Below are 25,736 nucleotides of genomic sequence, written 5' to 3'. Positions count from 1 at the left end.
AACCTAATGGCTGAGTGTGATAAGTCATTGGGTTATTTTTACACTCTGATGTCATTTACTAATGAAGACGGGGGAAGAGCACAGTGAAAACTAACAACGTAAAAATAGAAAATATTCCTGCGGTCATATGGGGAAATCAATCGGAGCATATAATTATAGCTATTCACGGAAATATGTCGAATAAAAGTGATGTTCCCATTGAAATTTTTGCTCAGTTTGCGCTAGCAAAGGGATATCAGGTTTTAAGCTTTGACCTGCCTGAGCATGGGGATCGAACAAATGAAGGTACACCTTGCAAGGTACAGAATTGCGTTCAAGATTTAAAGAAAATAATGAGCTACGCTAAAGAGAATTGGAAGCAGATTAGTTTGTTTGCTAATAGTATTGGGGCATATTTTAGCTTGTTAGCCTATAAGGATGAGACGATCGAGCAAGCTTGGTTTTTATCTCCAGTCGTTGATATGCAGCGTATTATTAACAATATGATGTTGTGGTTTAATGTATCAGAAGAGCAACTTCAACGTGAACAGAGCATTGGTACTCCTATCGGGCAAAAGCTGTATTGGGACTACTATTGCTACGTGAAAGAACATCCAATTGTAAAATGGAATGTCCCTACTACCATTTTGTATGGTAGTAAAGATGATATGTGTGAACGGGATACGATTAACCAGTTTGTGAAGCATTTTAAATGTGAGCTATCTATCGTCCCAGAAGCAGAGCATTACTTTCATACCACTGAGCAGTTGGAAGCTCTTAAGGAATGGCTTAGAATGACGATGTGATGAGATGAACTTATAATTATGACAAAGTTATTTGGGTTCAATCTTGAAATTAGTGCTTGACCGCTAACCTAAGCTAGCGAAGAGACAGAGCGATTCTGAAGAATGTCTCTTAAAATCAAATTCCATCCATAAATAGACTTTAGTAAAAAGGAATATGATTTTAACAACAGTCGCAAGAACGCTCTGGAGCGTAGCTACCAGACTCCTAACGTAGTCAAGTACTAATTCCTAAATAGAGCCGTTATTTGTATATATAAATTACGATTAAAATATAAAGGAGCTCACACAGATGATCAAATCCCTTCTGTTTTCAATGCTATTATATCCTTCACCAACGATTACCTTTACAACAGAGGAAACACGACAATATGACCAATTGCTAGCAGCGATGCAAGAAAACGAAATCCTCATTGACTACAATCTTCCTTATCCTAAATATCGCTTTTTGCACTATTTATCCTTACAGGGTAATTACATATTTCATGGCTCAAATCATCTTAACATTGCTAGCTTTGAGCCTAGACAACAAACGTTGTATAACAACGAAATCACGTCTGCTATTTTTGCAACAACAGAGCCCTTATGGTCGATGTTTTATGCTGTATTTAATAAGGAAAAGATGATTGGTAATTTTAGAAATGGATGTATTATAGGACGCAACAAAAAATACCACTTTTATTCTTTAAGCAAATCCACCTTTGATACCGATCCTTGGACAGAAGGTATGCTGTATGTGCTTCCCCGCGGAGCCTTTCATAGATCTGGAGAATCATCAGGCGAAGCTGTAGCGGAAAAATTACAATTTGATGAGTGGATTTCACTTGCTCCTGTCTCACCAAAATGGAAGCTAAAAATAGCACCTGCTGATTTTTATTTTTTGGATAAGGTTGCTATCCATCCTGATAATGAGGCTTTATGGAAAAGCTGGCTACTCTATAAGGTAAGGGTAAGGACTAGATTGCGATCTCAATAGAGACTAGATTAGTTATTCGCTTATTTACGGTTATTTTTATACTCCAGTGGAGATAACCCAACCTTATTTTTAAATACACGACTAAAATAATACTGATTTTTATATCCAACCTTGATGGCTAGGCTACTTATTTTAATATTTGAGGCAACGTCATCCAATACTTCCTTTGCTTTATTAATTCTTAGCTCTGTTACGTAGTCAAGGAAGGAAAGTCCAATCTCCTGCTTCATCCGTTTACTTAGGTAGGTTGGGTTAATATGAAATAAGGAGCCTATCCGACTAATTGATAGTTCAGGGTCTTGATAATGAGCTTGAATATATTCGGTTACTTTATCAATAAATACTGTTCCATTTCCCGTAAAAGTGGTTGGAGTTGAGGTCTCAACTGGCTCATCAAGGACAGCATCAGGGTATAAATTTCGTAAATGCTTATCTAGTCTAGCTAGCAATTGGTTGAGATCACTTTTGGGAATGGGCTTGAGTACATAATCGAAGGCCTGTAGCTGCACAGCTTGACGTGCATATTCAAAATTATCATATCCGCTAATGACCACCACCACGATGGAGGGACACCGCTCCTTGAGCAATGAGATTAAGTCCAAACCATTCATATTTGGCATATTAATATCAACGAGGCAGACATGGACAAGTGGTAACGTCTCTAGATACTGTAAGCTTTCATTTGCATTTTTAGCCTCAGCAACAACTTCAAAAGGATAACCACTATCTCTAACAAAATGTGTTAGCCCCTGACGAATAATTTTTTCATCATCTACAATCATTAAACGCCATAATTTCATGTTGTATCACTCCCATTCTAGTGGCAATATGATTTTCATTGTTGTTATTCCATTATTACAGGTGACTTGAAGTCCATATTGTAGCCCACATGCTAATCTAATCCGATGGTTAACACTATATAACCCAAATCCAGTCGCAGTGTTATTTTGCTGATCCGCCAGCAAAGCCTCATTAATCTGAACCACTTTAGTTTGGGGAATCCCAAGTCCATCATTTTCGACTGTAATAATCATATTTTGTCCTTCTCTAAATGCATGAATAGATATCGTACACTTTTGATTTTCCAATGGCTTAATACTATGATAAATCGCGTTTTCTACTAGGGGCTGTAGCATGAATCGAATCACATTACACGATAGTAGCTCTTCATCATATTGTAGCTCGTAATCCAATATCTCTTCATAACGCACACATTGAATGTGAAGATAGCTTTCGACATGATAGAGCTCCTGCTCCAGTGGAATATATGGATCTCCCTTTCCTAATCCAAGCCGAAAGTAAGTGCTCAGAGCTTCGATCATCTCCACAATGTTATCTGCGCCATAATCGATCGCCATCCATTGAATTGTATCTAACGTGTTATATAAAAAATGGGGCTTGATTTGCTCATGTACAAGTCGCAGCTCCATTTCCTTCTTTTCCTGCTCAGATTGATAGAGTTGAACTAACATTTCGTTAAAGCTACGTCCTAAATCTCCAATCTCATCATTGTGGGATTCATCGGCACGAATCACCCGATTGCCCTTTTGTACATCCTTCATAATTTGCTGTAGCGCTTGAACGGGCCGCACAATCGAAGAGACAAGTAGGGTCAGCAGGATTAGAAATACCCCGCCAATGAGCAACCCAACAAGCAAAGCAGTTCGCTGCGTTTTAAAGACCGCAAGGGACAACTCAGAATTGGGAACCTCAAGGACAAGCTTCCAGCCAGGAACACTAGTAATGGTAGACTCAAATGAACTTACATTTTTGCTAGCTTCATTTTTAACATTTGCGAGTCTTTTATCATGAATACTTCCGTCTTGCTTGTCATCCGTATCTACAATTAATAATCCAAGCTGATCGTGTAACGAAATATCCTTGGCAATCTCTTTCATTTTATTTAAGGGTACCCCTGCGGCGATATAAGCAAGATCTTCATTGTCAGATGGATGGATACGGTACAAAATGACAACAATCTCTAACCCGTTTGCCTTGGAGACGATGGGATGACTAACAACATATTCGGCCTTGGATTCAATGATATGCTGGTAATATGGGCGGTTTAAAATTGAGAAGGGATGTCCATCTGCACCCCAAGAATAGCCTTTAAGATCCACGACACGAATGGATTCGTATTCCTCTCTTTTACGTAATTCAAGCTTATGTGTCTCGGCAAGTAGCTGTTCTCTTGACCAACGATGATCGATTGCTAAAGAGGCAAGTGTATTGATCTCTCCAATCCGTTGATTAAACCAATAGTTAATTTGCTCACTTCGCGCATTAACAACTTGTTGGGTTAAGCTTTTATTGAGGGGGACAACGGTATGATTCATTTCCATATATATAGTCATTAGTAGTGCTAGAAACAGTAGGACAAAACATGCCCCAGTATATAAAACAAGCTTTTTTTGGATCGAGTTCATTTCCTGTTGCCATCTCCTTAGTAGTAGGATCCATTTGTATAATTAAATATTTTTATATGAAGTCCGAAAAAGATAAAAAAAATCTAAATTGTGCAAATACATCCCTAAAGAACAATTTTATAATGGTCTTGTGCATATTTTCACATGAAACACGATTCATGTCTAGCTCAAAGTAAAAGCAGTCGTTTTGCTTATTGAGAATTCATTGTGAACTGCAAAATTAAATGAAGTTAAGGAGACATCGGGGAAATGAAGCAGAATTACACTCAAAAATTGTTATGCGTGTTACTAGCGGTTTGTTTGTTACTTGCATTATCTGCATGTGGTGGAAAGGATAATTCCTCTTCAGATGCAAATGGGGCTAAGGTAGTTGAAGGTATAGGAACAGGAAAACATGGCGAAATCAAGGTTAAGGTTACATTTAAGGATAACAAAATTACAGATATTGAAGTTGTTAACCATAAGGAAAATGAAGTGTTGGCTGAACCGGTATTTACTCAACTTAAACAAACGGTGATTAATGCGAACAGTTCAGAAGTAGATGCAATAAGTGGTTCCACGGTAACTAGTGATGGTTACTTAGCTGCAATTCAGGATGCAATTGCTAAATCAGGTCTCACTTTAGCTGTATCTGGTGCTGCGAGCAACACAGGCCAAGCTAAAGAGGAAGTAGACCAAACCTTTGATGTTGTCGTTATTGGTGCAGGAGGTGCAGGCTTTAGTGCTGCGATTGAAGCGAAGCAAGCTGGAGCAAGCGTCGTCTTGTTGGAGAAAATGCCAGCAGTAGGCGGTAACACGTTGATCTCTGGTGGGGAAATGAATGCACCAAACAACTGGGTACAGCAAAAGCTAGGCATCAAGGACGATTCAGCAGATTTATTTTACGAGGATACGTTAAAGGGTGGCGATAATTTAGGTACGCCTAATATGGTTCGTATTCTTGCTGACAATGCGTTAAAATCCGCTGAATGGTTACGTGATGAAATTAAGGTTGAATTTTTGCCTGATCACCTATTCCAATTTGGAGGTCATTCAAGAAAACGTGCACTTATTCCAGTTGGTCACACAGGTGCTGAACTAATTACTAAGCTTAAGGTGAAGACAGAAGCAGACGGAATTGTCATTAAAACAAATATGAAAGCAGAAGCTTTGCTTACTAATGATCAAGGGAAAGTAAATGGGGTTACAGCAACTTCAGCAAGTGGAGATAAAATTACTTTTCATGCTAACAAGGGAGTTATTTTAGCTACAGGTGGTTTTGGCTCTAATATTGAAATGCGTAAGAAATATAATTCTGAAATGGACGAAAAATATATGTCCACAGATTCACCTGGTACAACAGGGGATGGGATTACAATGGCAGAAGCGCTTGGTGCTAAGCTCACGAATATGAAATATATTCAGACTTATCCAGTATGTAACCCTGTTACCGGTGTGATTTCACTTGTTGCTGATTCTCGCTTTGATGGTGCAATTTTGATTAACCAAGAGGGTGAGCGTTTTGTCGAGGAGTTAGAGCGTCGTGATGTAATCTCCAAAGCAATTTTGGCGCAAAGTGGTGGATATGCTTATCAGCTATGGAATCAAAAAATTGGTGATATCGGTAAAACCGTTGAAGCGCACCAAGATGAATACGATATGCTTGTGAAGCAAGGTATGCTTCATAAGGCAGATACACTTGAGGAAGTGGCTGCATTCTTTAAAGTAGATATTGAGAAGCTAAAAGCTACGGTTGCAAAGGTGAATAAGTATGCCGAGACCAAAGATGATTTAGATTTTCATCATCGCGGGGGACTTGTATCATTAGAAACAGGACCATATTACATTCAAAAAGCGATTCCTTCTGTGCACCATACAATGGGCGGGATCGTGATTGATGAAAAAACACATGTTATGAATGAAGATGGAAAAGTCATTCCAGGTTTATACGCGGCAGGGGAAGTAACAGGCGTGATCCATGGTGCTAACCGTCTTGGTGGTAATGCGATTGCCGATGTCTTTACATTTGGGCGGATTGCAGGTCAACAGGTTGTTGCAGAAAATTAAGATTAGGATCTGAAATACCATCTATATATTTGCTATGAAAGGGGAGCAGTCCCTAAGCGAATATATAGGTGGTTTTTATTTTTTATAAGCTAAAGTATAAATTATCCAAAGGTTAGTCTTGAAGGGATGACATATTTGATCTATGATTACGATGGGATTTGGTTTGTGATCGTTTTTAGAGTTTGCAGAATTGGAGAGATTACAGTTGAAACTTGATGCAACAACAGGGAAAGTGACCAAAGATAAGCAAATGCTAGTATTGCGTGGACTTAATTTTTGGCAATATGCGATTCTCGCTGTATTAGCGCCTTTTTTACCATTGTATTTTGCAGGTCAAGGCTACACCTCCTCACAGGTTGGTTTTTTAATGATGATTGGTCCTTTTGTGGCTAGTCTTGTCCAGCCTATTTGGGGTTATATTAGTGACCGTCTGCGTACCGTTAAAGTGATCATTTTTATTTTATGGCTGATTGCAATTTTGTGTAGTGTGGGACTTTTTTATGTGTCTTCTGGTTATGTGGGGACGTTGTGCTTTGTGTTAGGCTTATATTTTTTCTTCCAGCCCTCCATGCCACTCATGGACAGTATTTCGGTACAATCTGCAACGAAGCGTGGCTCCTCCTATGGCTCTCTTCGCTTATTTGGATCGATTGGCTATACGCTTATTTCTTTAACAGGGGGTACTTTACTAGTCTTGTTTGGAGGTATTAATAAGCTTCCCTACTTGCTGTGGGCAGTATGGTTAGTGCCTTTACTGTTATTGTTTTTCCTTAAGGATGAACCCGCAGAGGGTGCAGGTATTACCTTTGGTGCATTACGTAAGCTGTTTATGGATAAAAGCTTTCTTTGGTTTTTGCTGCTTGTATTTTTAATGGCAGTACCACATCGTATGAATGATGTCATGTTAGGTCTGTATATGAAGGATTTAGGTGCCTCAGATGCGATGGTAGGTTGGGCTTGGGCGTTAGCGGCGATCGTAGAGGTGCCTGTGTTTGCGCTGTTAGGCAAACATCTGCATAAGGTGCATGAATTTACCTTGATTGGTCTTGTTGGTTTAGTGTATACCTTGCGATGGTTTATGTATTATGTCACGGATGAGCCTTGGGTGCTACTTGGGCTACAAGCAGGTGCAGCAGTGACTTTTGCTGTGTTTTGGCTTGTGTCGATGCATTACGTTGCTCGTATTCTTCCCCCAGAGCTAGGGGCCACAGGCTTCTCCTTGCTAAGTATGGTGTATCTAGGACTGGCAGGCATGGCAGGTGGGTTGATCGGCGGAACGATCTCGGATTCTTATGGTGGAGCAAGTATGTATTTATTTGCCGCGTTTGCTTCGTTGCTTGCAGGTGTGTTATTTCTAGCAACAGAAGTAAGGCGAAGACGTAAAGCTTAAAAAAGACAAGGAGTGGTGGAGTGAGGCGATTTGTAGTTTCATTATCTGTTCTTTCATTAAGTATCATAGTTCTTTTTACGCTAGCAGCTTGTCAGAATGATAAAGAAAAGGAGACTGATCCAGTTAAACCTTCCTCTAAGCTAATATGGAATGAAACCGTGAAATATCCGGAAAATGACCCCCCTTTTATTAACGTGAAACGAGAGGATAAGTGGCAGGAAATTAGTACTATCGATGATTATCCCTCTAAGCCTAATATAAATGAGGCGGGGACAAGTATGGTGTTCGTCTCTCCTTATGAGTTTGAATTGGCAGGGGATGCATGGCTTTATAACATTGAGAAAAATGAAAAAAAACAGATCTTTACTCATCAACAGGCTGGGGAGCAAAAGTCCGTTAAAAGTGTATTATGGTTTAATAATGAACTTGTATTGATTTTAACAGGGAATACGTACGGCACAGTACCTTCAAGCAGAACTTTATATTTATTAAATGTGAACAACGATAAAATAGAGAAAATCGTTCAGCTAGAATCGAATCAAAATATGCGTGAGATTGAGGTCAAGAATGAGGACTCTTTAACGTTTACGGTAGATACTTATGATGATGAAATGCTGAATTTTACATCTGCAAAGGAAACAGTAAAAATAGATGCTTTTCTTAAAGCGGTAAAAGGTGGAGAATAGATGTATTCAAGAACGTGGCATGGTATGGTTCCAATTGAAATGAAGGAAGCATTTGAGAAATATGAGTTTGAAACAGGGATTAAGGATACAACCGCAATTCCAGGTAATCGAGGGGCATTTTTAAAAATAGTAGAACAAGGGCAATATGCACATTTCTTTTTATGTACGAAGTGGGACTCGATGGAAAGCATCATTGCTTATGCAGGGAATGAACCTACGATTGCAGTGACGTATCCCGAGGATGAGAAGTATGGTTTAATATCAGATCCGGTAGTCATTATACAAGAAGTATTGGACGACTCTAACCCGTTTGCGTAATAGGCATTTTGACTATGTTCAAAAGTGTTCATTAGTTCTCATAAATTCTCGCTAATATAATAGTAATCTAGTTATCCTATTTATTAGTAGAGAATCTATTTCACTATTTGTAACCGTTATCAATAGTATGAAAAAATAATTAGGAGGAATTTCTATGCCAGTTTTAGCTGCTAACAATCCAATCATTTGGGCGGACTATCCAGATCCTGATATTATACGTGTGAACGATAACTATTATTTTATATCAACAAGTATGCATACGATGCCAGGTTGTCCAATTCTTAAATCAAAGGACTTAGTACACTGGGAGATAGCGAGTTATGTGTACGACACCTTTGAAAATAATGATGGACATAATCTAATGGATGGCAAGGGGATTTACGGAAAAGGGGCTTGGGCAACAAGCTTAAAATATAATCAGGGTAAATTTTATGTGTGCTTTAACTGTAATGATACAGGTCAGTTTTACATTTATCAGACTAATGATATCGAAAAAGGGGATTGGCAACGTCACGTTATTAATAAGTTTATGCATGATCCTGCATTATTTTTTGATGAGGGTCGTGTATTTGTAATTTATGGCTCAGGGGATATTCAGATTACCGAATTAACCGCAGATGCAACTGCGATTAAGGAGGGGGGATTAAATCAATTACTACTATCTACCCCTAAGGAAAACTATTATGTGCCATGCGAAGGTAGTCATGCTTATAAAATAGATGGCATGTATTATTTGCTTTTTTGTGATTGGCCCCACAATGAACGTAAACGGCAATTATGCTACCGTTCATCCCATCTGCTAGGACCCTATGAGTCCAAAATCATCTTGGATGATGATATGGGCTTTACGAGTGTGGGGGCTTCCCAAGGCTCAATTGGTGTGGCACAAGGTGGCATTGTAGATACCCCTGACGGAAAGTGGTACAGCATAATGATGCAGGATCATGGTGCAGTAGGCAGAATTCCTAGCTTAATGCCTGTGACATGGGAAGAGGGATGGCCGATATTAGGTCATAATGGAAAAGCACCTGCACAGGTAGAGATAGAGATCGAGCTTAAGGCTAATGCAAATACAGATGCAAATATAGAGATCAAGCTTGGGACTGATGTTCCATTAACGCATAGTGATGAATTTGAATATGAGGAAAATAAGCTGAAATTAGGCTGGCAATGGAATCATAATCCGAATCATCAATATTGGTCTGTTACAAAAAGACATAGCTTTTTACGATTAGAAACGAGTCATGTGGTTAATAGTGTGTTGCAGGCTCGTAATACGTTAACCCAACGTACAGAAGGTCCTAAGTGTGAAGCGGAAATAAAGATCGATTTAACACATATGCAGGAAGGCGATCATGCTGGCTTGGTGGCTTTATTAGGTGGGTACAGCTCAGTTGGGGTTCAGGTAATGGATGGAGTTCGGTATGTAGTTGTGATGCAGCGTGATGAGCAGGGGCTTGAGCACGTATTAGCTAAGCAACAAATTGAGGCATCCGAAGTTAAACTCAAGGCTAGCTTCCAGTTTATTGACGCTAACGATGATACGCAGGATGTTGTGCAATTTTATTATGCTACTACACCTAATGAATGGGTGGCTATCGGCGATCGCTGTAAGCTGAAATGGACGATGGAGCATTTTATGGGCTGTCGAATCGGTATTTTTAATTATGCTACGTTACAAAGTGGTGGATATGTGGATATCGATTATTTTCGCTTTGAAAAATAAGTAAAGGAGGGTGTTAGCGTATGCAGAGTATTGTTGTAAAGTTAGATCCTGTGTTATTAGCTAATCCCGATTTAGATTTGCGATATGAGATTCCTGAGGCGATTGAGCTGTATACAAATGGTAAAATTGTTGAGCGAGGTTACGATTATTTAGAAGATGAAAACAATAGTATGACAATCTGGTTAGGTTGTGATGATGCAAATACAGCGTACTTAGATGTGCTGGAATGCTTTAAGCAACAAAAAATTTTGGAAAATGATTTAACCCATGCTGTAGAGATATATACCAGTATAGAAGAAGACGCTGATTTTGATAAGTGTAAGCTAGTTTATCGTCATGCTTAAGAGAAGTAATCAAACAGGATAGGTGAAACGATTTGAAAGAAAAAATTAGAGAATTAACCTTAACCGATTTACAACCCGATCTTTTAAAGTATTTTAATCGCTATCAGGAAGTAAAGCGGTGTGTACGTAAGGTAGATGGAGAATGGGCTTTACAAGATATCGCCTTCATAGAGCAATGGGATGAACAATTGAAAGAAGAAATCATTACAGATGATCTTGCTCCTTGTATTCAAAGTGGGGGAGCAGTGTTTGGGGCATTTAATGAGGAAGATCAATTGATTGGTTTTGCAAGTTTGTTAGCTTCCCCTATGGGGAGTCAGGGTCAATATCGAAAGTTGATGCAAATGCATATTTCCTATGAGTATAGAGGGAAAAGGCTTGGTAAAGCACTATTTCTAGCCTGTGCACAAAAGGCAAAGGAGATGGGCGCACACAAATTATATATGTCTACGCATTCTGCCGAAGAATCGCAAGCTTTTTATAACAAGCTAGGTTGTGTAGACGCTGAGGAGCTAGACGAATGGTCCGTTAGCCATGAACCGTACGATCGCCAGATGGAATATGTTTTATAAATAAGACAAAGCGTATTCAATATCCATACGAGCGGGAAATTTCTATCTAAGTTCTCCGCTGAAGGATAAAGAATACGCTTTTTATGTGTAGGTACATTTAATGTTACGTTACAAGTCACTTTTACTCTTTAAAATATTGTTCAACCAAAAACTCCATTAATGGGCTTGGATTTTCCTTCACAAATTGTGCTTCATTTGCAAATAACATACCATATGGTTCATCCGCTGTGCATGGTGCCCAATGTGGCATAATTACCCCTGTTGAATCGGCGCCATTTGGATTGCCTGTTGCAATGAAATTACATAAATAATTACACATGTGACGCGCCAAATCATAATGCTTGCCCACAAATGGCCGCCAGCATTTTGCCAATGTCTCAAAGAAAAACCACAAATCAACAGAGTGGAACGTGCCTGGGTTATCCCAGCCCGGAATTTCAGCGTCAAACTTATAATAATAAAGTGGTGTTCCACCAGAAGGGTGTCCACTATTAGCATGGACAACAAGACGAATGGCATGTTCAATCATAAGTACACTTGCTTTCTTTAAAGTATGTTCTAAATCGTTGGTATCACTTTGACATAATTGTAGAAACGTGGGTGCATCTTTGCCAAATAACTGACTTGCCATTTGTTCTAGTTCCTCTAATGTTCCAGCTATAGGACGAGTGGGGAATTCAGTGGACGTATGTCCAAGCATGACAGGTACCATTTCTCTTTGGAACCTAATCATTTGTTCGAATGGGTCACCTACACAAAATTGATGATCGATGACGCTTAGCCACATTTTTCCGTATTCCACCATTTTATCTCGAATATATACTGCGTCTAACTTTCTTGCTTCAGCAAGTGAGGATACCCCAAGGTAGTTAAAAAAACGTATTCCCTCTTTTTCAGCCTCCTCTAAAGTACCCTTCACAGAAGGGACCGGAACATTGGGATATAATTCTGTTGCGATTCCACTCATAACAACTGCGCGTTGAAATAAGCCTTTATTTTGAGGTGAAGTCATATGACTAACAACACTACCTCCACCTGCGGATTGACCACCAATCGTTATATTGTTAGGATTACCACCAAAGGCAGCGATGTTTCGTTTCACCCACTGTGTTCCAGCTTGCTGATCTAAATGTCCAAAATTAGCAGGGGCATGTGGAGCTTCAGCCGTAATTTCAGGATGACATAAAAAACCAAAGGCATTAATACGATAATTTACAGTGACAACAACAATTCCTCGGCGTGCAATTCGCTCACCATCAAACTCCATTTCTGACGTGCGCCCCCATTGTAGACCACCACCAAAATACCAAACAAAGACAGGCAAATTTTCATCCGTACGTTTTGCAGGTGTCCATACATTTAAGTATAAGCAGTCTTCACTCATAGGGTAATCAGGGTCGACATCCCATTCTCTTGTATAAATGTTGTTGTCATCAATAACCGTCTTGGATTGCATTGAGGAGGGGGCAAAATCCCAGGCTTGGAGTACACCGTCCCAATCCTGAGCTGGTTGAGGTGCGCGCCAGCGATTTTCACCTACAGGTGGTGCGGCAAAGGGGATTCCTTTAAAGCTCGTAATACGAGGATCTGCTGCGGGCAACCCTCGGACCTTTCCATTTTCAACAGTAACCGTTCTTAGCAATGTAACTCACTCCTTTCATGGCTTAGCAATTGATTCAATCTCTAGTGATTCAAAATAGATTAAAAAGAATGCGCTTACAAAAAAGTATTAGAGTAATATGCTATGTATGTTCATCTTAAATAAAAAATAGGTAGTGTGCTACTACCAAACTAAAGCTTAAGGATTGTTTTTTACATAATTAGGAACTGAATTTAAATTGATTCTCTTTAACAGTATAAACAAAGGGGATGCGAGGTTAGAACCCTCACGCCCCTAATTTAGCCTCTCTTCTGTTCCAATATAGTCCAAGTGCAAACCTAGCGCACAATATGGAAAAGGCTACAAAAAATAATGCCCAGAATACAGCCGGAATTCCTGTTAAGTTTGCCAGATTGGTCGCATCGCCCGCTTGATTTGGAGAAGTAATGGCAAGGATGAGCAAAGTCAGAGGTGCCGTTACGGACTCCTCTAAACATAGGAAGGCTAGGAGTAAATAATAAAAGCTTCGTAGCCGATCATCTATGACTAGGAATAATACATTAATTAAAATAAAAATAAATAACCAAAGTAGCCCATAACTATTACGTACAAATAAAAGCGCTGATAATAAAGCGATCGTTGTAATGGTGATTAAGCCTGCTGTATGCTTCCATTTTGAATAACTAAAAAATAAGGCGATCGCAAACACGGAGGCACTAGTATAACCTGCGATAGATACAATAAACCGACTCCAGCCCACCGCCAATAATGAAGAATAAGTGACACCACTATGATTAGGATATAATTCAATGCGATTGACTTTTCCTGAAGTAAGTAACGTCGCTACAGCATGACCAAATTCATGAATCATCGTATCTAGCATCCGGAACCAGTTGGAAAAGGGTATAAATCTTGTTAAGATTGCCGCGCCTACTAGATAAAGTAATGCTTTAAGCCACTTGTTCATGACATCCCTTCTTTCTAAGCTATCATGTTGCATATGTTCCATTATATCAAAGTTGGTGAATAAAGAAGTCCAAAAGGAATTACCCGAATCATCAAGTAAATATGTCTCCAATTAGCCGAAACCTTATGTGAACAAAGCTTATGCTACTTATTAAGCAACGATGAATAACTCACACTTTGAGATCAAATGAAAGGCCGCTCTTAAATGAATCAGAGCGACCTTATTATAAGGATTAATTTTGGATTGCTTTGATTACTCTACTCGTTCTGACTGTACTGAGCGATCTAATAAGGGTTGTATAGGTCGATGGTTATCTGGGAATATTTCAGCAAACTTAGCTATTTGTGCTTGGGACATTTCAATGGGATGATCAAGTACAACCCAGCTAACCTCCTCACTACATGGTGGAGTGGTTAGTGATCCTGTATATCGAATAGAATGCAGATCAGTGGGGAGGAGACTTGGAATATCTATTGGCTGCTCTAATGAGATCGGTTCTTTTGTTTCTTGTTGCGGCAATTGATTCCAAATAGATTCAAATGCTTCATTTTCTTGTTCAGATATAATCGGCACACCTAAAACTGCAGTTTGCCCCGTTTCACTTTTATGCACAAGATGTAGCTCCATTTCAGTATGTTTTCCATCTATTTGATGCTCACTAGGGTGATGGAAATGAAACTGGTTTAAGGTGTATTTGGTATCTTCTAATATCATTTGATTACTATTATTATCTATATTCAATTGAATCGTATGACCATTGTTTACAATGTGCGCTTTTGATGTGTGATAGTTCAGCTTAAGTGGCTGTAAGTCGTTAACCGTAGTAAGCTTATTATGTTCGATATTGATCGGGGATTGCAGTTGACCACGTTTGCAGGTGGAGTAGTCATCCTCTAAAGCGCCCCAATACTCTGGACCAGTCTCTCCTTCGTAAGACCAATGCATAGTATGAGCCTGAGCAGGTACTGCTGAGTCTATACTAGAATTGACATTACTTGTATTTGTATTATGCTGATTTACATGATTGACCTGCGAATTTTGTGGTTCATTTACTTGTTGTAACTGCTCATTAGAGCAAGCAGTCGTTAATGTGATTAGTACAGCGATAAAAGTAAGTCTGCAACGATGGATTACTGTTTTCTTTCTCCCATTCTCCTGCATATAATCCTTCCCTCTCTTGGATTGTAATTATATTCACAATAATATTCTAGTTTTTACCAGTTCGTGTCTCAAGTGTCTTAAGACCTTGTTTTCTGATTTTTTTGTGGTTTTTAGTTGGATGTATGATATCGAATGATTCAAGTTATGGATTCAATTAAAAGAGATTTGAATAAAAAATTAACGATTATCATTAATTTTTTTATATTTATCATAATTATTGTGGTATGCTTTAATAAATCACCTTACTGGGGGGAGTTTTGGTATGCGTAAATTTATGACAGCAAAGCGAGCAAATGAATTAGCACGTTTTTTACAACGAACATGTGTGTTGATGGTTGGTCTTGCTGTGATCGTGTTTCTATTAGTCCTATTTGGCAGAATGCAGCTTACACTTATAACGCCGCAAGGACATTTTGCAGATGCGATGTTAGCAGAGAAGAATCATAATTCAGATTCACGGTTCGGATTTACCAATCTATCTGATTTGCAGATTTATTTGAGAGCAATTGCAACAGGTGGAGAGGTACAAGTACTGACTTATATTGGGATTGTTATCATGGGCTTTATGGTCATCATCCCAGGAGCGTATGCTTTCTTCCTCATGGCGATATTTTTTGGAAATATTGCAAAAGGGAACGTGTTTACTTCTTCTAACGCTTCGCTACTGCTACAGGGGGGAATTGTCCTCGTTGCCTGTTCAATAATAACGCCAATACTGAATGCTTATATTATTCCACCTATCATTAATAAGTTTACATCTAATGTAATTTCAACCGCTGTTGGAATTGATTTTACACAGTTATTTGCAGGTGCCATTTTACTCATTATGGCTTATGTGTTTCACTACGGAATTTATTTACAGGATGAGGCGGATCATACATTATGATCGTTATTCGGCTTGATCGTATGTTAGCGGATCGTAAAATGCGCCTAAACGAGCTTGCAGATGCGGTAGGTATTTCAAATGTAAATTTATCGATGATGAAGACAGGGAAAATTAAAGCGATACGCTTCTCCACACTGAATGCGATATGTAAGGTGCTGAAATGCCAGCCTGGTGACATTCTTGAATATATTGAAGATGAGGAAGAGGAAAAAGAAAATGAAATAGATGAACTATTCATAGAATAGTTTCCTTAAGTCTTAATATTCTAGGGGGAAACATGATTAAAGTTGATGATTTTCATAGATTGAAGGACATAACTAATGTTACAAGTGTGTATAGCCCGAGTTTTTCAGGAATTGTAAGTGGTGAATGTAAGGGGAATGTCTGGGTAGATAATTTGGAATGTCCTAATCTTGCACTTGTAGAATCAATTCCAGTTGGGGGCTTTGCTTTTTTAGGAGCGATTCATACAAAAGAACAGGGTGAACATCTTGAGAACTATTCTTAAAGGAAGAACTGTTTCCCATGCTGAAATCCAGAGGGTTAGGTAGCTTTGAATTTTCGGCAGAACAGGAGCATGTGGAAAAATTTATAATAAACATGTTTCAGCATAAAGAAATAGGACATGAACAAGAATTTAGTCACCAAGCGAGGGAACTCGTGGCTGCGAGTAGAGAGAGCTTGCCGCAACAATATGTAATGCACCAAGTAGATGATGAATTTTGGGAGAGCCTGAGCCAGAATGGGGACGGGAACCGACATGAATTCAAGAATAGACATTTGTTAAAGAATAAAATAGAAGAGTCATGGTATAGCTTTAGTGACTTTATGAATCGGAGTTTAGCATTCTGTGTAGCTTATGAGAATCATATTGCCGCAGTTATTATAGGAACAGCAAGATTTAATGATACACTTGCGATTGATATTGAAACCGATAAAGCACATCAAAATAAGGGTTTAGCATTTGCATTAACTAAGGAATTTGTAAATCAATGTGTAGCTAGAGGGTTGTCTGCTCAGTGGGATTGTGTAGAATCTAATATTAAATCTAAAAGGCTAGTAGAAAAATTGGGATTCAAGTTGATTAGACAACAAACAGTGTATTGGTTTGAGATATAAATTTTCATTTTATAGTGCAATGGAATGGATAAGAACTGGAGCTGTCCCAGTTGTAACCAGTTCATATGATTATAGAATTTAACTTAGTTAAATTTTGAATATATGCAGATTAATTTTAAATTTTAGGGTAATGTTAGTTAATAGATATAGGAGACTGACATAGTGGAGTGATCAAGATGGACAATCCAATAACTAACCCTAAAGTAGATGCATTTATGAGTAGGGAGTCGAAGTGGCGTGAGGAATTTGAACAGCTTAGAAGGATGATGCTAACTTTAGAATTAACTGAAGAATTAAAATGGGGCGTTCCTTGCTATACAGTTAACGGTAAAAATGTTGTCCTTATTCATGGATTTAAAGAGTATTGTGGTATTTTTTTTGTAAAAGGTGCGTTGCTTAAGGATGATGAGGGCGTGCTGATTCAGCAGACAGAAAATGTACAGGCAGCTCGCCAAATTCGTTTCACGAAAGTAGAGCAGGTTATTTCATTGGAATCTACAATAAAGAGATATGTTCAAGAAGCGATTGAGAATGAAAAAGCGGGTTTGGCAGTGGTGCTGAAGGAAGTGCAGGATATTCCGGTTCCAGAGGAATTTAAGCAGGTGTTAGACCAAAATCCAGAGTTGAAGACTGCATTTGCAGCTCTAACACCAGGGCGACAAAAAGCCTACAATCGTTATTTCACCGAACCAAAGCAGGTCAAAACTAGACTAGCTAGAATTGAAAAATATACGAATTCTATTTTGAATGGCAAAGGGTTAAATGATTAAATGCTAAGATGATTAAATGTTTATTAATTAAAATAGAATAAATGTAGCTAGGGAGAGAGAAGCTTGGAAATCAAAGAAATGAAGCTAAGAAGTCAAGAGTTAATACATCAGCTAGTACATATATGGCGGAAATCGGTAGTTGCAAGCCATACATTTCTAACTTCTGATGATATTGATCAGATCCAAAAATATGTTCCAATGGCTTTGGAACATATTAAAATATTACTTATTGTGGAGGAACAAGGGAAACCTGTTGGATTTGCGGGAGCAGATGGTAGTAAGTTAGAGATGCTCTTTATTGACCCAGATCTACGTGGCAAAGGGATTGGAAAGCAAATCGTACAGAACCTCGTTGCTAACTACCAAGTGAAAGAAGTAGCAGTTAATGAGCAAAATCCCCTTGCAAAAGGGTTTTATGAGCATATGGGTTTTAAGGTTTACAGACGTGAGCCAATTGACGAGCAGGGGAATCCATTTCCTATTTTGTTTATGAAATTATAACAACATCCTTTATTCACCAAAATAACATATATGTCCCTCTCTATCCATGCTAAAATAAACATCGTGTAACCTTGTTACATCTTAATAGAGGGGGAGAAAAATGAAGAAATTAATAGTTGGATTGCTAGTGAGTCTGTTGGTGCTGAGTGGGTTTCAGACTACGACTTATGCTGATTACGTTAAAGCTTTTGAGTCTGGGTGGGAGTGGTCAGCAGATAGTGTGATGCTTGACGGGAACATTGTTTCTTTGGAAGGCCATCATCAGGTGGGGGACAATGAACCTAGCTATTATGCGTTAAGAGATGTAGCAGAGATTTTAAATGGAACAAGCAGTCAATTTCAAGTAACTTGGAATAAAAAGCAGCGTAAGATCGAAATTCTGATTGGACAAGCTTATGTATCAGATAGAGATAGTAATAAACAATACTTTCAAATTATGAATGAGGCAAAATTAATCAATTCTGAATTTCTTGTTAATGGGGAATTAATTAAGCTTCAGGGCTATGATGTAAAAGGTAATACATTCTTTCAATTACCTGATCTCGGGAAGCTTGTAGGATTTGATTATGCTTATGATAAAAATAATAGTATCGTTTTTCTATCATCTAAGCCTCCTGAAGGAGCTATTCGTGTAAAAAGTGATTTTCTAGCAGAGTTTAATGGAGTAGAATCCGAATTCCAACGTTGGAAGCATCCAGTTCATTCCAACCTAGTAGCTAATTCAGATCAATCCATAAGTGCGATTAATGGAAATGATGATTTGGCAAGTCTTACGATTGAAACCTATGAGGCAGGTACATACAAACTGCGTGAGAGTCAAAAAATCGCCTATGAACTACCGTTATATGGCGGTTTCTATAGTGGAAAGCAATATAACTATGTTGTCTTCGGTCAGAGTAACGAAGAAGAGAACGATGGTAAAGAAGTAATTCGTATCGTTCGCTACGATAAACAATTTAAGCGAGTAGACAGTGTGTCAATCACTGGTGGTGCTAGTTATACAACCATACCATTTGATGCTGGAAGTCTCAGAATGGCAGAGAATGATAACCAATTAGTCGTACACACTTCGCGTCAACGGTATACAACACCAGATGGTCTTAACCACCAATCTCAGCTTACAATTATTGTGAATACAGCGAATATGACTGTGACTAATGATCTTGGGCGTTTTCAAGAAAATCATGTAAGTCATTCCTTTGATCAGTATGTTGCTTTTGACGGAAACGATCATGTGCTTGTGGATCATGGAGATGCCTATCCTCGTGCCCTTGTCCTTCAAAAAGGCAATGGAATGAAGTATCAGGAAGTTAATTTCTTTCATATTCCAGGTTCAATAGGTGCTAATATGACTGGAGTTTCTATTGGTGGGTTTGAGGTGACACCAAATTATTATCTGTTAGCATGGAATTCAGTAGATCATTCCAAGGTGAAGAATTATACAAGTTATGAAATGGTTGGGCTGGAAATTGATCAGCGAGATGTATTGTTAAGTGTTCTACCCAAAAATGCACTATCTAATTCTTCTGCTCAGAAAGTAAAATTGGCAACCTATATTGGTACAGGTAAGCTTGCTTCAATTCCAAATTTGGTTAAGCTATCTACAGATAGATGGATGGTATTATGGCAGGAGTACGATTTAGAGAAACGTAAGGGTGATCTGAAATATGTTCGTGTTAATGAACAAGGACAGCCTGTAGAGGATATTCATACAAGAAGCAATTATTCCTTGTCTGAGGTTCAACCTCTAGTTCTAGGAGATCAAGTGGTGTGGTATAGTGATGAAGGAAATAGAACCCTATACACATTACCTGTTACAGAGTAGAATCAAAGTATTATTATGAGGGTACAATAAAATGAGGGACAGCACAGAACGGAGCTATTTAATCATAGTTCCATTCTAGCTGTCCCTTTCTCATTTTAGCCACGTAAATAATTTGACCTGTATGATAATGAACTTCTCTCACCATGGCAATCATTAAATTGAGAGCAGTAGTTTCATTATTCACTTGGCTGTAAGTCAGTGGTGGTAAATGAAGAAAAGGTTGTGATAATAGTAGTTCAGGGTTGGAACCAAGGTGTTCAAGGTATTGAATGATGGTATCAAACGCATTTGTGGTGAGTGTAATTGCCTGTTCCTTTGACATTTGAAGTCTTGGATCAAACTCTGCATCGCGATCGCGAGTATCCGGAATATTGAGAAAAATAGTTTCAATTCGTGAATGAACAGCACCACTAATATGAGCAATTAGATTGGCAATACTGTTACTTCCCTCAGTGGGAATCCATGTAATATCTTCTTCAGACAATTGTTCAACCGCTTGAAGCGTCCATTTCTTCTCAGATTTAAACTTAACTAGCATACTCTCAATTAGCTCAGAAGCTATATCCATTTAAATACCACCTTAATCGTCCTTTATTCATACGAGTTATTCCTTTACGAGTAGGTTTGATTTCTTCTCTACAAGTATACTTGCTAATCCAATTTGATAAAACACTGTTACTGGAAATATGGTAGTGTTTTATCGCTTCTCGTATTGAATAATTTCCTGATAACACAGATTGAATCGCAGCCTCCTTGAGCTCTCGTGAGTATGCTTTGCAGACTCTGGATTCTTTTAATCTCTCACTCCCCTCTGCTTCATATTTCCTGATCCAATCTTTCACGGTTTCTTTATCTACACCCAGTTGATTTGCTTCATAATGCGGATTCGAATCCTGCCTAAGACATTTTCTTACCACTTCTAATTTTATTTCTATTGAAATCGGACTTCTTTTCGATATGACAAAAACCCCCATCCTTGTAGTAGTAGTTTTTGTTTTTTCTACTGTCTACTATGATGGGAGCATATCACTTTTGCGGGGGACGGTCTATTTTTTTGATTGTGGAAGTATAAAAGCATCTTTAATTTCCACAGGCATCACCTTCCTTCTGGGAAGTTAGCTGACGCCTTTGCAAGCCGTTTCTAATTTCTTCTATCTTGAATAGCAGCTTCATCATGAAATGTGAAAAATCGTTTAGGCGAATATATTATCCTCCCACACACCCCCATGGTTATATCTACTGGATAGTCACTTTTCTCAATACCTCATCCTATTACATAGAAGGTCGATATACCATTAAATTAGTTAGAATTTTATATATAGCATTGTAATTTGTGAGTTTCTTGTGAGACTGGAGATGTATAATAGATATATTCGCTTTGATATGAATGAGGGGTAAATAATGAGGAGATGGGATAAGTTTCTAATCATTTCAGTGGTGTTACTTATTGTTACGCTGCTGTATATCTATATGAGCTCAAATCAACCTTCAATGGCACCTATTGCGAAGCAAGGGGTACTTGATTTGAGGGAAGTTGGTCTCCCGCATGAAGGACTCGTGAATTTGAATGGCGAGTGGATCTTTCATGAAGGAGAGTTGCTGACGCCAGCAGAGCTGACAGGAAAAGAGAAGGGAGAAAATATTTATCAATCTGTACCGCAAGCATGGAATGGCAGAGGGAAGGAGGATAGAACCCTTGGAAAAGGTGTTGGAACCCTTCATCTCGAGCTCTTAGTTCCGAAGGCGGATACTGTCTACGGACTTAAAATAAACAATATTCGAATGTCTCATAAGTTGTTTATTAATGGAAATCTGGTAGGTGAGAGCGGGTCTCCAGCAGATTCTAGAGCACAGAGTCGTCCAGGGAATACACCCTATACTATTTTTTTTCATTCTAACTCGCAGATCATTGATATTGTTGTTCAGGTTGCGAATCACGAATTTATTATTGGGGGAATTATTCGTCCCATTCAGTTTGGCACTCAGCAGGAGATATTCAAGTTAAGCAGTCTTGCCATAGGTGCTGATCTGGCATGTATTCTTATATTTATTATGTTTGGAGCCCACCAATTAATAATGTATTTTCCTGAGCGCTTGGATAGAAGTAACCTATACTGCGGATTATTTCTGCTGTTTTTTTCGATGGGTCAGATGCTACAGGATGAGAAGATTTTCCTGCGTCTATTTCCGAATATGCCATTTCACATATCATACAAGCTATTAGATTTGAGTGTCTTCATTCTGCCTATTATGGGCATACTTTTCTTTTCTTCTCTTCATACTGGACTTTTTAAGAGATGGGTCAAGCTGTTGTTTCTTGCACCATTAGTGGCATACATTGTAGCCATCATTGTATTACCCTATCGGATGTATACCGAGATTAAGCCTGAGTTTTTGATATATATGGTCTTTATAGATTTTTATATAGTGCTAAGACTAACAATTTTATATTTTAGGAGCAGGAAGGACACGGAAGAAAAGAAGGAACTATTCCTGTTTTTGCTCGCAATGGTCACATTGATGATTTATCTGGTTGTTGATTATTTGTCCTCAGAAAATATACTTGCTTCCGATATTCTTAGTAAATTGTCTGCTTTAAGTTTTGTTATGTTGATGAATACGCTGATGGCAGTCCGCTTCTCAATAGCTTATAAGAAAACCGAAGCCTTAACGCATGAACTGATGTTATCAAATCAGGTGAAAGATGAGTTTCTTATGCACACCTCACATGAATTCAGAACGCCATTGCATGGAATTATGAATATTACCTCCTCACTGTTAGAGGATGATGAAGGAACAATGTCTGTCGGACAGATGGAAAATCTGTGGCTCGTAAAAGACACAGCAATGAAGCTAAACATGCTGATGCAGGATTTGATCGATGTGACAAAGCTGAAGCATGGTGACCTGCAAATGCACATAACTATAGTTAATGCCAGAGCAGCAGTGCAGATCGTGCTGGATGTACTACAATTTGAGTTGCTTGATAAGGATATTGCCCTTGAGAATCGTGTGCCTCCTTACTTATGGGTTTATGCGGATGAAAATCGTTTCAGACAAATATTATATAATTTAGTTCATAATTCTATCAAACATACGAAACAAGGAATTATCTCTGTGGACAGTTCTGTTCGGGATAGCATGGTACATTTATTTGTTCAAGATACAGGAGAGGGAATTCCCCTTGATAGACAGGCCCACCTACTCTCGGATAATGATCCCTTTGGTTCGGTTGCATCTGAAGGGCGTTATTCCGGCATGGGACTTGGGTTATATATTAGCCGTAAGCTTGTGGAGGGAATGGATGGAGAGGTTCGCCTCGATTGGACAGAGATCGGACAGGGGACATGTATGGCTTTTACACTGCCATTTGCGAAAGAGTCGGAAGTCGCAATAGAAAATGGGACGATGGAATCCAAGATGCGAACTCCACGAGGTTCGAGATCTCTGGAGATCGAGGAGCAATATGACTTCACAATCTTAATTGTAGATGACGAAGCCTCCAATCTCCATACACTGCATACTATTTTAAGGAAACATCCCTACAATGTACTTACTGCACTATCTGGACGAGAGGCATTAGCCAAAATAAGTCGGTATCCGCATATTGATCTCGTTATTCTCGATGTGATGATGCCTGAAATGTCTGGTATTGAGCTATGCCGAATACTGAGAGAGAAGTATACGATTCTTGATTTGCCTATATTATTTGCCACTGCTAAGGATCGTGCGCAGGATATTGCACTGGGTTTTGCGGTGGGAGCAAATGATTATTTGACAAAGCCATTTGATGGTGAGACTCTAATTGCTAGAATTCAAACGTTATTACTTATGAAGACATCTACCCATCAAGCCATTCAGAACGAGTTGGCATTTTACCAGACCCAGATCAAACCTCATTTCTTGTATAATGCGCTGAGTAGTGTAATTTCCTTTTGCTATACAGATGGAGAAAAAGCTGCTTCTCTACTATCGAGCCTTAGCCAGTATTTACGTTATATTCTGGATGTCGATCATAAAGATATATTCGTTCCATTAGGTAGGGAGTTGGAACTGATAGATGCATATGTAGAGATTGAAAAAGCGCGGTTCGATGGTCGTTTTGAGTATATAAGTTATGTGGATGAAAAACTAAAAAACCTGCTAATTCCTTCTTTAAGTATCCAACCCTTTGTTGAAAATGCGATTCGCCACGGTCTTTTTGATAAGGATGGACAAGGCAGTGTGATCCTCACTGTTTCAGAAGGAGACCATTATCTACTAATTACTGTAGAGGATGATGGTGCTGGGATTTCAGACGATATACTGTATCTCATATCTAGTGGAGGTAAACCGCAGGAAGGAAAAGGTGGGATAGGAATCTTCAATATTCGACGTAGATTGGAAACTATACCAGGAGCTTCTCTAGCTGTGAGTTCAAAGCTAGGCAGAGGTACCAAGGTAACTGTGTATCTGCCTATGAAGGAAGCTGAAGGGTAAAGGGGGGAAGCATTTGTTTAGGGTAGTTATTGTTGAGGACGAAAAACCGATCCTTGAGTTAATGAAGGTAGTGGTAGGAAGGAACCCTTATTGCGAGGTTGTAGGTGCGTACAGCAATCCATTTCAAGCTTTGGAGGCTATACCGCTCCTTAAGCCTGACATTGCATTTTTGGATGTTGAGATGCCTAAATTGTCGGGATTGGAATTGGCGCAAGAAATAAATGACTGCTGTGAGCAGACACGTATTGTATTTACCACAGCTCATAAAGAATATGCTTTGGAAGCCTTTAATGTGTTTGCTTTTGATTATATTCTTAAGCCAATTACTCCAGCCAGTGTACAGCGGATTACGGATCGGATCATTAAGACGATAGATAGATCGGTTGATTTGGTTGATAGTCACCCCCGAAATAAAGTAACCATCCGCTGTTTTGGCAGTTTCGAGGTTCGTAATTCAATGGGTAGTCTTATACGTTGGCCAACTCGTAAGACAGAGGAACTTTTTGCGTATTTGCTGTGTTACCCTAATCAGGAGGCGGAAAAGTGGCAATTAATTGATGCCTTATGGTCTGACATGGATGAGGAGCGTGCGGTTCACAATTTGCATAATACAGTTTATCGCTTGAAGAAGATTTTGAAAGAGCATGAACTTGGTCTGGATGTGAGAAAAACTGGCCGAGGATACCAACTGGAGACATTTTCGAATTCCTACGATTTATTAGAGTTTCAAGGTTACCCACCAACTTTGTCTGATTCTCAAGAAGATATATCACGTCTGGAGAACTTGTGTTCAATGTATCAAGGTCATTTGTTCGATAGGAAGGATTACTTGTGGAAGCACCGATTGGAAGAAGAATATAGCAAGCGGTTTATGTCTATGGTCCAAAATTTAGGAAGGTTATACCTTGTACTTAAAGATTGGGAACGTGCAGAGCAACGATTGAATTCGTTCCTGATGATTTACCCATTCGATGAAAATATCAATCTTTTATTGATGAAAGTATATGTATCTAGCGGTAGACTAGAACAAATGAACAGACATTATACAGATTTTGCAAGCCGATATAGTAGAGAGTTTGGAATTGCTCCACCTCAGGAAGTGAAGAGTTTAGTAGATGTATTTTTTAGTAAAGGACAAGGTTAAGTGAGGCTTGATTACATT

General features: G+C 38.8%; 25 protein-coding genes. 18 read left to right on the top strand and 7 right to left on the bottom strand.

Annotation, left to right across the window (positions count from 1 at the left end; translation table 11 throughout):
* The first annotated feature begins 83 nt into the window (after positions 1–83).
* Positions 84–785, top strand: coding sequence for an alpha/beta hydrolase (locus tag J2Z32_RS01880; protein WP_210087426.1), 702 nt, complete (start codon positions 84–86; stop codon positions 783–785).
* A gap of 289 nt (positions 786–1,074) precedes the next feature.
* Positions 1,075–1,758: a hypothetical protein gene (locus J2Z32_RS01875; RefSeq protein WP_210087425.1), complete on the top strand. Its 684-nt coding sequence runs from the start codon at positions 1,075–1,077 to the stop codon at positions 1,756–1,758.
* Positions 1,759–1,778: 20 nt separating this feature from the next.
* Here the strand turns inward: J2Z32_RS01875 and J2Z32_RS01870 are convergent, their stop codons facing one another.
* Positions 1,779–2,558 (bottom strand): response regulator transcription factor, encoded by a 780-nt coding sequence (locus J2Z32_RS01870; protein ID WP_210087424.1) that lies wholly within the window; start codon positions 2,556–2,558, stop codon positions 1,779–1,781.
* Between the two features lie 6 nt (positions 2,559–2,564).
* Positions 2,565–4,184, bottom strand: coding sequence for a histidine kinase (locus J2Z32_RS01865; RefSeq protein WP_210087423.1), 1,620 nt, complete (start codon positions 4,182–4,184; stop codon positions 2,565–2,567).
* 249 nt (positions 4,185–4,433) lie between these two features.
* On the opposite strand from J2Z32_RS01865, the gene J2Z32_RS01860 reads away from it, so the two are divergent.
* The 7 genes from J2Z32_RS01860 (at position 4,434) to J2Z32_RS01830 (ending at position 11,266) form a co-directional block, all read left to right on the top strand.
* Positions 4,434–6,230 (top strand): flavocytochrome c, encoded by a 1,797-nt coding sequence (locus J2Z32_RS01860; RefSeq protein ID WP_210087422.1) that lies wholly within the window; start codon positions 4,434–4,436, stop codon positions 6,228–6,230.
* 205 nt (positions 6,231–6,435) lie between these two features.
* On the top strand, positions 6,436–7,620 hold the full coding sequence (locus J2Z32_RS01855; RefSeq protein WP_245251047.1) for an MFS transporter: 1,185 nt from the start codon (positions 6,436–6,438) through the stop codon (positions 7,618–7,620).
* Positions 7,621–7,640: 20 nt separating this feature from the next.
* Positions 7,641–8,306 carry a DUF4652 domain-containing protein gene (locus J2Z32_RS22625; protein WP_210087421.1) on the top strand — a complete coding sequence of 222 codons (666 nt, stop codon included), beginning with the start codon at positions 7,641–7,643 and terminating at the stop codon, positions 8,304–8,306.
* Positions 8,307–8,624: a hypothetical protein gene (locus J2Z32_RS01845; protein WP_210087420.1), complete on the top strand. Its 318-nt coding sequence runs from the start codon at positions 8,307–8,309 to the stop codon at positions 8,622–8,624.
* A gap of 154 nt (positions 8,625–8,778) precedes the next feature.
* Positions 8,779–10,350: a glycoside hydrolase family 43 protein gene (locus J2Z32_RS01840; RefSeq protein ID WP_210087419.1), complete on the top strand. Its 1,572-nt coding sequence runs from the start codon at positions 8,779–8,781 to the stop codon at positions 10,348–10,350.
* Between the two features lie 20 nt (positions 10,351–10,370).
* Complete coding sequence (locus tag J2Z32_RS01835) at positions 10,371–10,694, top strand: hypothetical protein (RefSeq protein WP_210087418.1); 324 nt, start codon at positions 10,371–10,373, stop codon at positions 10,692–10,694.
* A gap of 32 nt (positions 10,695–10,726) precedes the next feature.
* The gene (locus tag J2Z32_RS01830; RefSeq protein ID WP_210087417.1) at positions 10,727–11,266 is read left to right on the top strand and encodes a GNAT family N-acetyltransferase; all 540 of its coding nucleotides are present in this window, start codon (positions 10,727–10,729) and stop codon (positions 11,264–11,266) included.
* Positions 11,267–11,387: 121 nt separating this feature from the next.
* On the opposite strand, the gene J2Z32_RS01825 is transcribed toward J2Z32_RS01830, so the two are convergent.
* From J2Z32_RS01825 to J2Z32_RS01815, 3 genes are all read right to left on the bottom strand, one after another.
* Positions 11,388–12,908: a carboxylesterase/lipase family protein gene (locus J2Z32_RS01825; protein ID WP_210087416.1), complete on the bottom strand. Its 1,521-nt coding sequence runs from the start codon at positions 12,906–12,908 to the stop codon at positions 11,388–11,390.
* Positions 12,909–13,152: 244 nt separating this feature from the next.
* Positions 13,153–13,833, bottom strand: a complete 681-nt coding sequence (locus J2Z32_RS01820) for a M50 family metallopeptidase (protein ID WP_210087415.1) — start codon at positions 13,831–13,833, stop codon at positions 13,153–13,155.
* A 252-nt stretch (positions 13,834–14,085) separates the two neighbouring features.
* Complete coding sequence (locus J2Z32_RS01815) at positions 14,086–14,994, bottom strand: carbonic anhydrase (RefSeq protein ID WP_210087414.1); 909 nt, start codon at positions 14,992–14,994, stop codon at positions 14,086–14,088.
* A gap of 262 nt (positions 14,995–15,256) precedes the next feature.
* Between J2Z32_RS01815 and J2Z32_RS01810 the strand changes: the two genes are divergently transcribed.
* From J2Z32_RS01810 to J2Z32_RS01780, 7 genes are all read left to right on the top strand, one after another.
* Entirely contained in the window at positions 15,257–15,880 is a 624-nt protein-coding gene (locus J2Z32_RS01810) for a DUF2975 domain-containing protein (RefSeq protein ID WP_210087413.1), read from the top strand.
* Positions 15,874–16,125 (top strand): helix-turn-helix domain-containing protein, encoded by a 252-nt coding sequence (locus tag J2Z32_RS01805; RefSeq protein ID WP_210087558.1) that lies wholly within the window; start codon positions 15,874–15,876, stop codon positions 16,123–16,125. The genes J2Z32_RS01810 and J2Z32_RS01805 overlap by 7 nt, the downstream gene beginning before the upstream one ends.
* A 32-nt stretch (positions 16,126–16,157) precedes the next feature.
* Positions 16,158–16,388, top strand: coding sequence for a hypothetical protein (locus J2Z32_RS01800; RefSeq protein WP_210087412.1), 231 nt, complete (start codon positions 16,158–16,160; stop codon positions 16,386–16,388).
* A gap of 17 nt (positions 16,389–16,405) precedes the next feature.
* On the top strand, positions 16,406–16,999 hold the full coding sequence (locus J2Z32_RS01795; protein WP_210087411.1) for a GNAT family N-acetyltransferase: 594 nt from the start codon (positions 16,406–16,408) through the stop codon (positions 16,997–16,999).
* A 176-nt stretch (positions 17,000–17,175) separates the two neighbouring features.
* Entirely contained in the window at positions 17,176–17,769 is a 594-nt protein-coding gene (locus tag J2Z32_RS01790; protein ID WP_210087410.1) for a YdeI/OmpD-associated family protein, read from the top strand.
* Positions 17,770–17,832: 63 nt separating this feature from the next.
* Positions 17,833–18,270, top strand: a complete 438-nt coding sequence (locus tag J2Z32_RS01785) for a GNAT family N-acetyltransferase (RefSeq protein WP_210087409.1) — start codon at positions 17,833–17,835, stop codon at positions 18,268–18,270.
* Between the two features lie 100 nt (positions 18,271–18,370).
* Positions 18,371–20,095, top strand: coding sequence for a hypothetical protein (locus J2Z32_RS01780; RefSeq protein WP_210087408.1), 1,725 nt, complete (start codon positions 18,371–18,373; stop codon positions 20,093–20,095).
* Positions 20,096–20,153: 58 nt separating this feature from the next.
* On the opposite strand, the gene J2Z32_RS01775 is transcribed toward J2Z32_RS01780, so the two are convergent.
* Positions 20,154–20,663 carry a DUF1572 family protein gene (locus J2Z32_RS01775; protein ID WP_210087407.1) on the bottom strand — a complete coding sequence of 170 codons (510 nt, stop codon included), beginning with the start codon at positions 20,661–20,663 and terminating at the stop codon, positions 20,154–20,156.
* Positions 20,647–21,069, bottom strand: coding sequence for a helix-turn-helix domain-containing protein (locus J2Z32_RS22680; protein ID WP_425342975.1), 423 nt, complete (start codon positions 21,067–21,069; stop codon positions 20,647–20,649). Before J2Z32_RS22680 ends, J2Z32_RS01775 begins: the two co-directional genes overlap by 17 nt.
* Positions 21,070–21,496: 427 nt before the next feature.
* On the opposite strand from J2Z32_RS22680, the gene J2Z32_RS01770 reads away from it, so the two are divergent.
* Positions 21,497–24,574 (top strand): hybrid sensor histidine kinase/response regulator, encoded by a 3,078-nt coding sequence (locus tag J2Z32_RS01770; RefSeq protein WP_210087406.1) that lies wholly within the window; start codon positions 21,497–21,499, stop codon positions 24,572–24,574.
* A 13-nt stretch (positions 24,575–24,587) separates the two neighbouring features.
* Positions 24,588–25,718 carry a response regulator gene (locus J2Z32_RS01765; protein WP_210087405.1) on the top strand — a complete coding sequence of 377 codons (1,131 nt, stop codon included), beginning with the start codon at positions 24,588–24,590 and terminating at the stop codon, positions 25,716–25,718.
* Positions 25,719–25,736 lie beyond the last annotated feature (18 nt).

Origin of the sequence: Paenibacillus turicensis, assembly GCF_017873435.1 — a bacterium.
In the GTDB taxonomy this organism is placed as follows: Bacteria; Bacillota; Bacilli; order Paenibacillales; family Paenibacillaceae; genus Fontibacillus; species Fontibacillus turicensis.
Note: the sequence above shows the minus strand (reverse complement) of the source record. Positions and strands in the feature narration are given on the sequence as shown.

Coding starts and splice junctions, on each gene's coding strand:
- J2Z32_RS01875 (WP_210087425.1), top strand. CDS start 1,075: ATGATCAAATCCCTTCTGTTTTCAATGCTATTATATCCTTCACCAACG.
- J2Z32_RS01870 (WP_210087424.1), bottom strand. CDS start 2,558: ATGAAATTATGGCGTTTAATGATTGTAGATGATGAAAAAATTATTCGT.
- J2Z32_RS01865 (WP_210087423.1), bottom strand. CDS start 4,184: ATGAACTCGATCCAAAAAAAGCTTGTTTTATATACTGGGGCATGTTTT.
- J2Z32_RS01860 (WP_210087422.1), top strand. CDS start 4,434: ATGAAGCAGAATTACACTCAAAAATTGTTATGCGTGTTACTAGCGGTT.
- J2Z32_RS01845 (WP_210087420.1), top strand. CDS start 8,307: ATGTATTCAAGAACGTGGCATGGTATGGTTCCAATTGAAATGAAGGAA.
- J2Z32_RS01840 (WP_210087419.1), top strand. CDS start 8,779: ATGCCAGTTTTAGCTGCTAACAATCCAATCATTTGGGCGGACTATCCA.
- J2Z32_RS01835 (WP_210087418.1), top strand. CDS start 10,371: ATGCAGAGTATTGTTGTAAAGTTAGATCCTGTGTTATTAGCTAATCCC.
- J2Z32_RS01820 (WP_210087415.1), bottom strand. CDS start 13,833: ATGAACAAGTGGCTTAAAGCATTACTTTATCTAGTAGGCGCGGCAATC.
- J2Z32_RS01815 (WP_210087414.1), bottom strand. CDS start 14,994: ATGCAGGAGAATGGGAGAAAGAAAACAGTAATCCATCGTTGCAGACTT.
- J2Z32_RS01810 (WP_210087413.1), top strand. CDS start 15,257: ATGCGTAAATTTATGACAGCAAAGCGAGCAAATGAATTAGCACGTTTT.
- J2Z32_RS01800 (WP_210087412.1), top strand. CDS start 16,158: ATGATTAAAGTTGATGATTTTCATAGATTGAAGGACATAACTAATGTT.
- J2Z32_RS01795 (WP_210087411.1), top strand. CDS start 16,406: ATGCTGAAATCCAGAGGGTTAGGTAGCTTTGAATTTTCGGCAGAACAG.
- J2Z32_RS01790 (WP_210087410.1), top strand. CDS start 17,176: ATGGACAATCCAATAACTAACCCTAAAGTAGATGCATTTATGAGTAGG.
- J2Z32_RS01780 (WP_210087408.1), top strand. CDS start 18,371: ATGAAGAAATTAATAGTTGGATTGCTAGTGAGTCTGTTGGTGCTGAGT.
- J2Z32_RS01775 (WP_210087407.1), bottom strand. CDS start 20,663: ATGGATATAGCTTCTGAGCTAATTGAGAGTATGCTAGTTAAGTTTAAA.
- J2Z32_RS22680 (WP_425342975.1), bottom strand. CDS start 21,069: ATGGGGGTTTTTGTCATATCGAAAAGAAGTCCGATTTCAATAGAAATA.
- J2Z32_RS01770 (WP_210087406.1), top strand. CDS start 21,497: ATGAGGAGATGGGATAAGTTTCTAATCATTTCAGTGGTGTTACTTATT.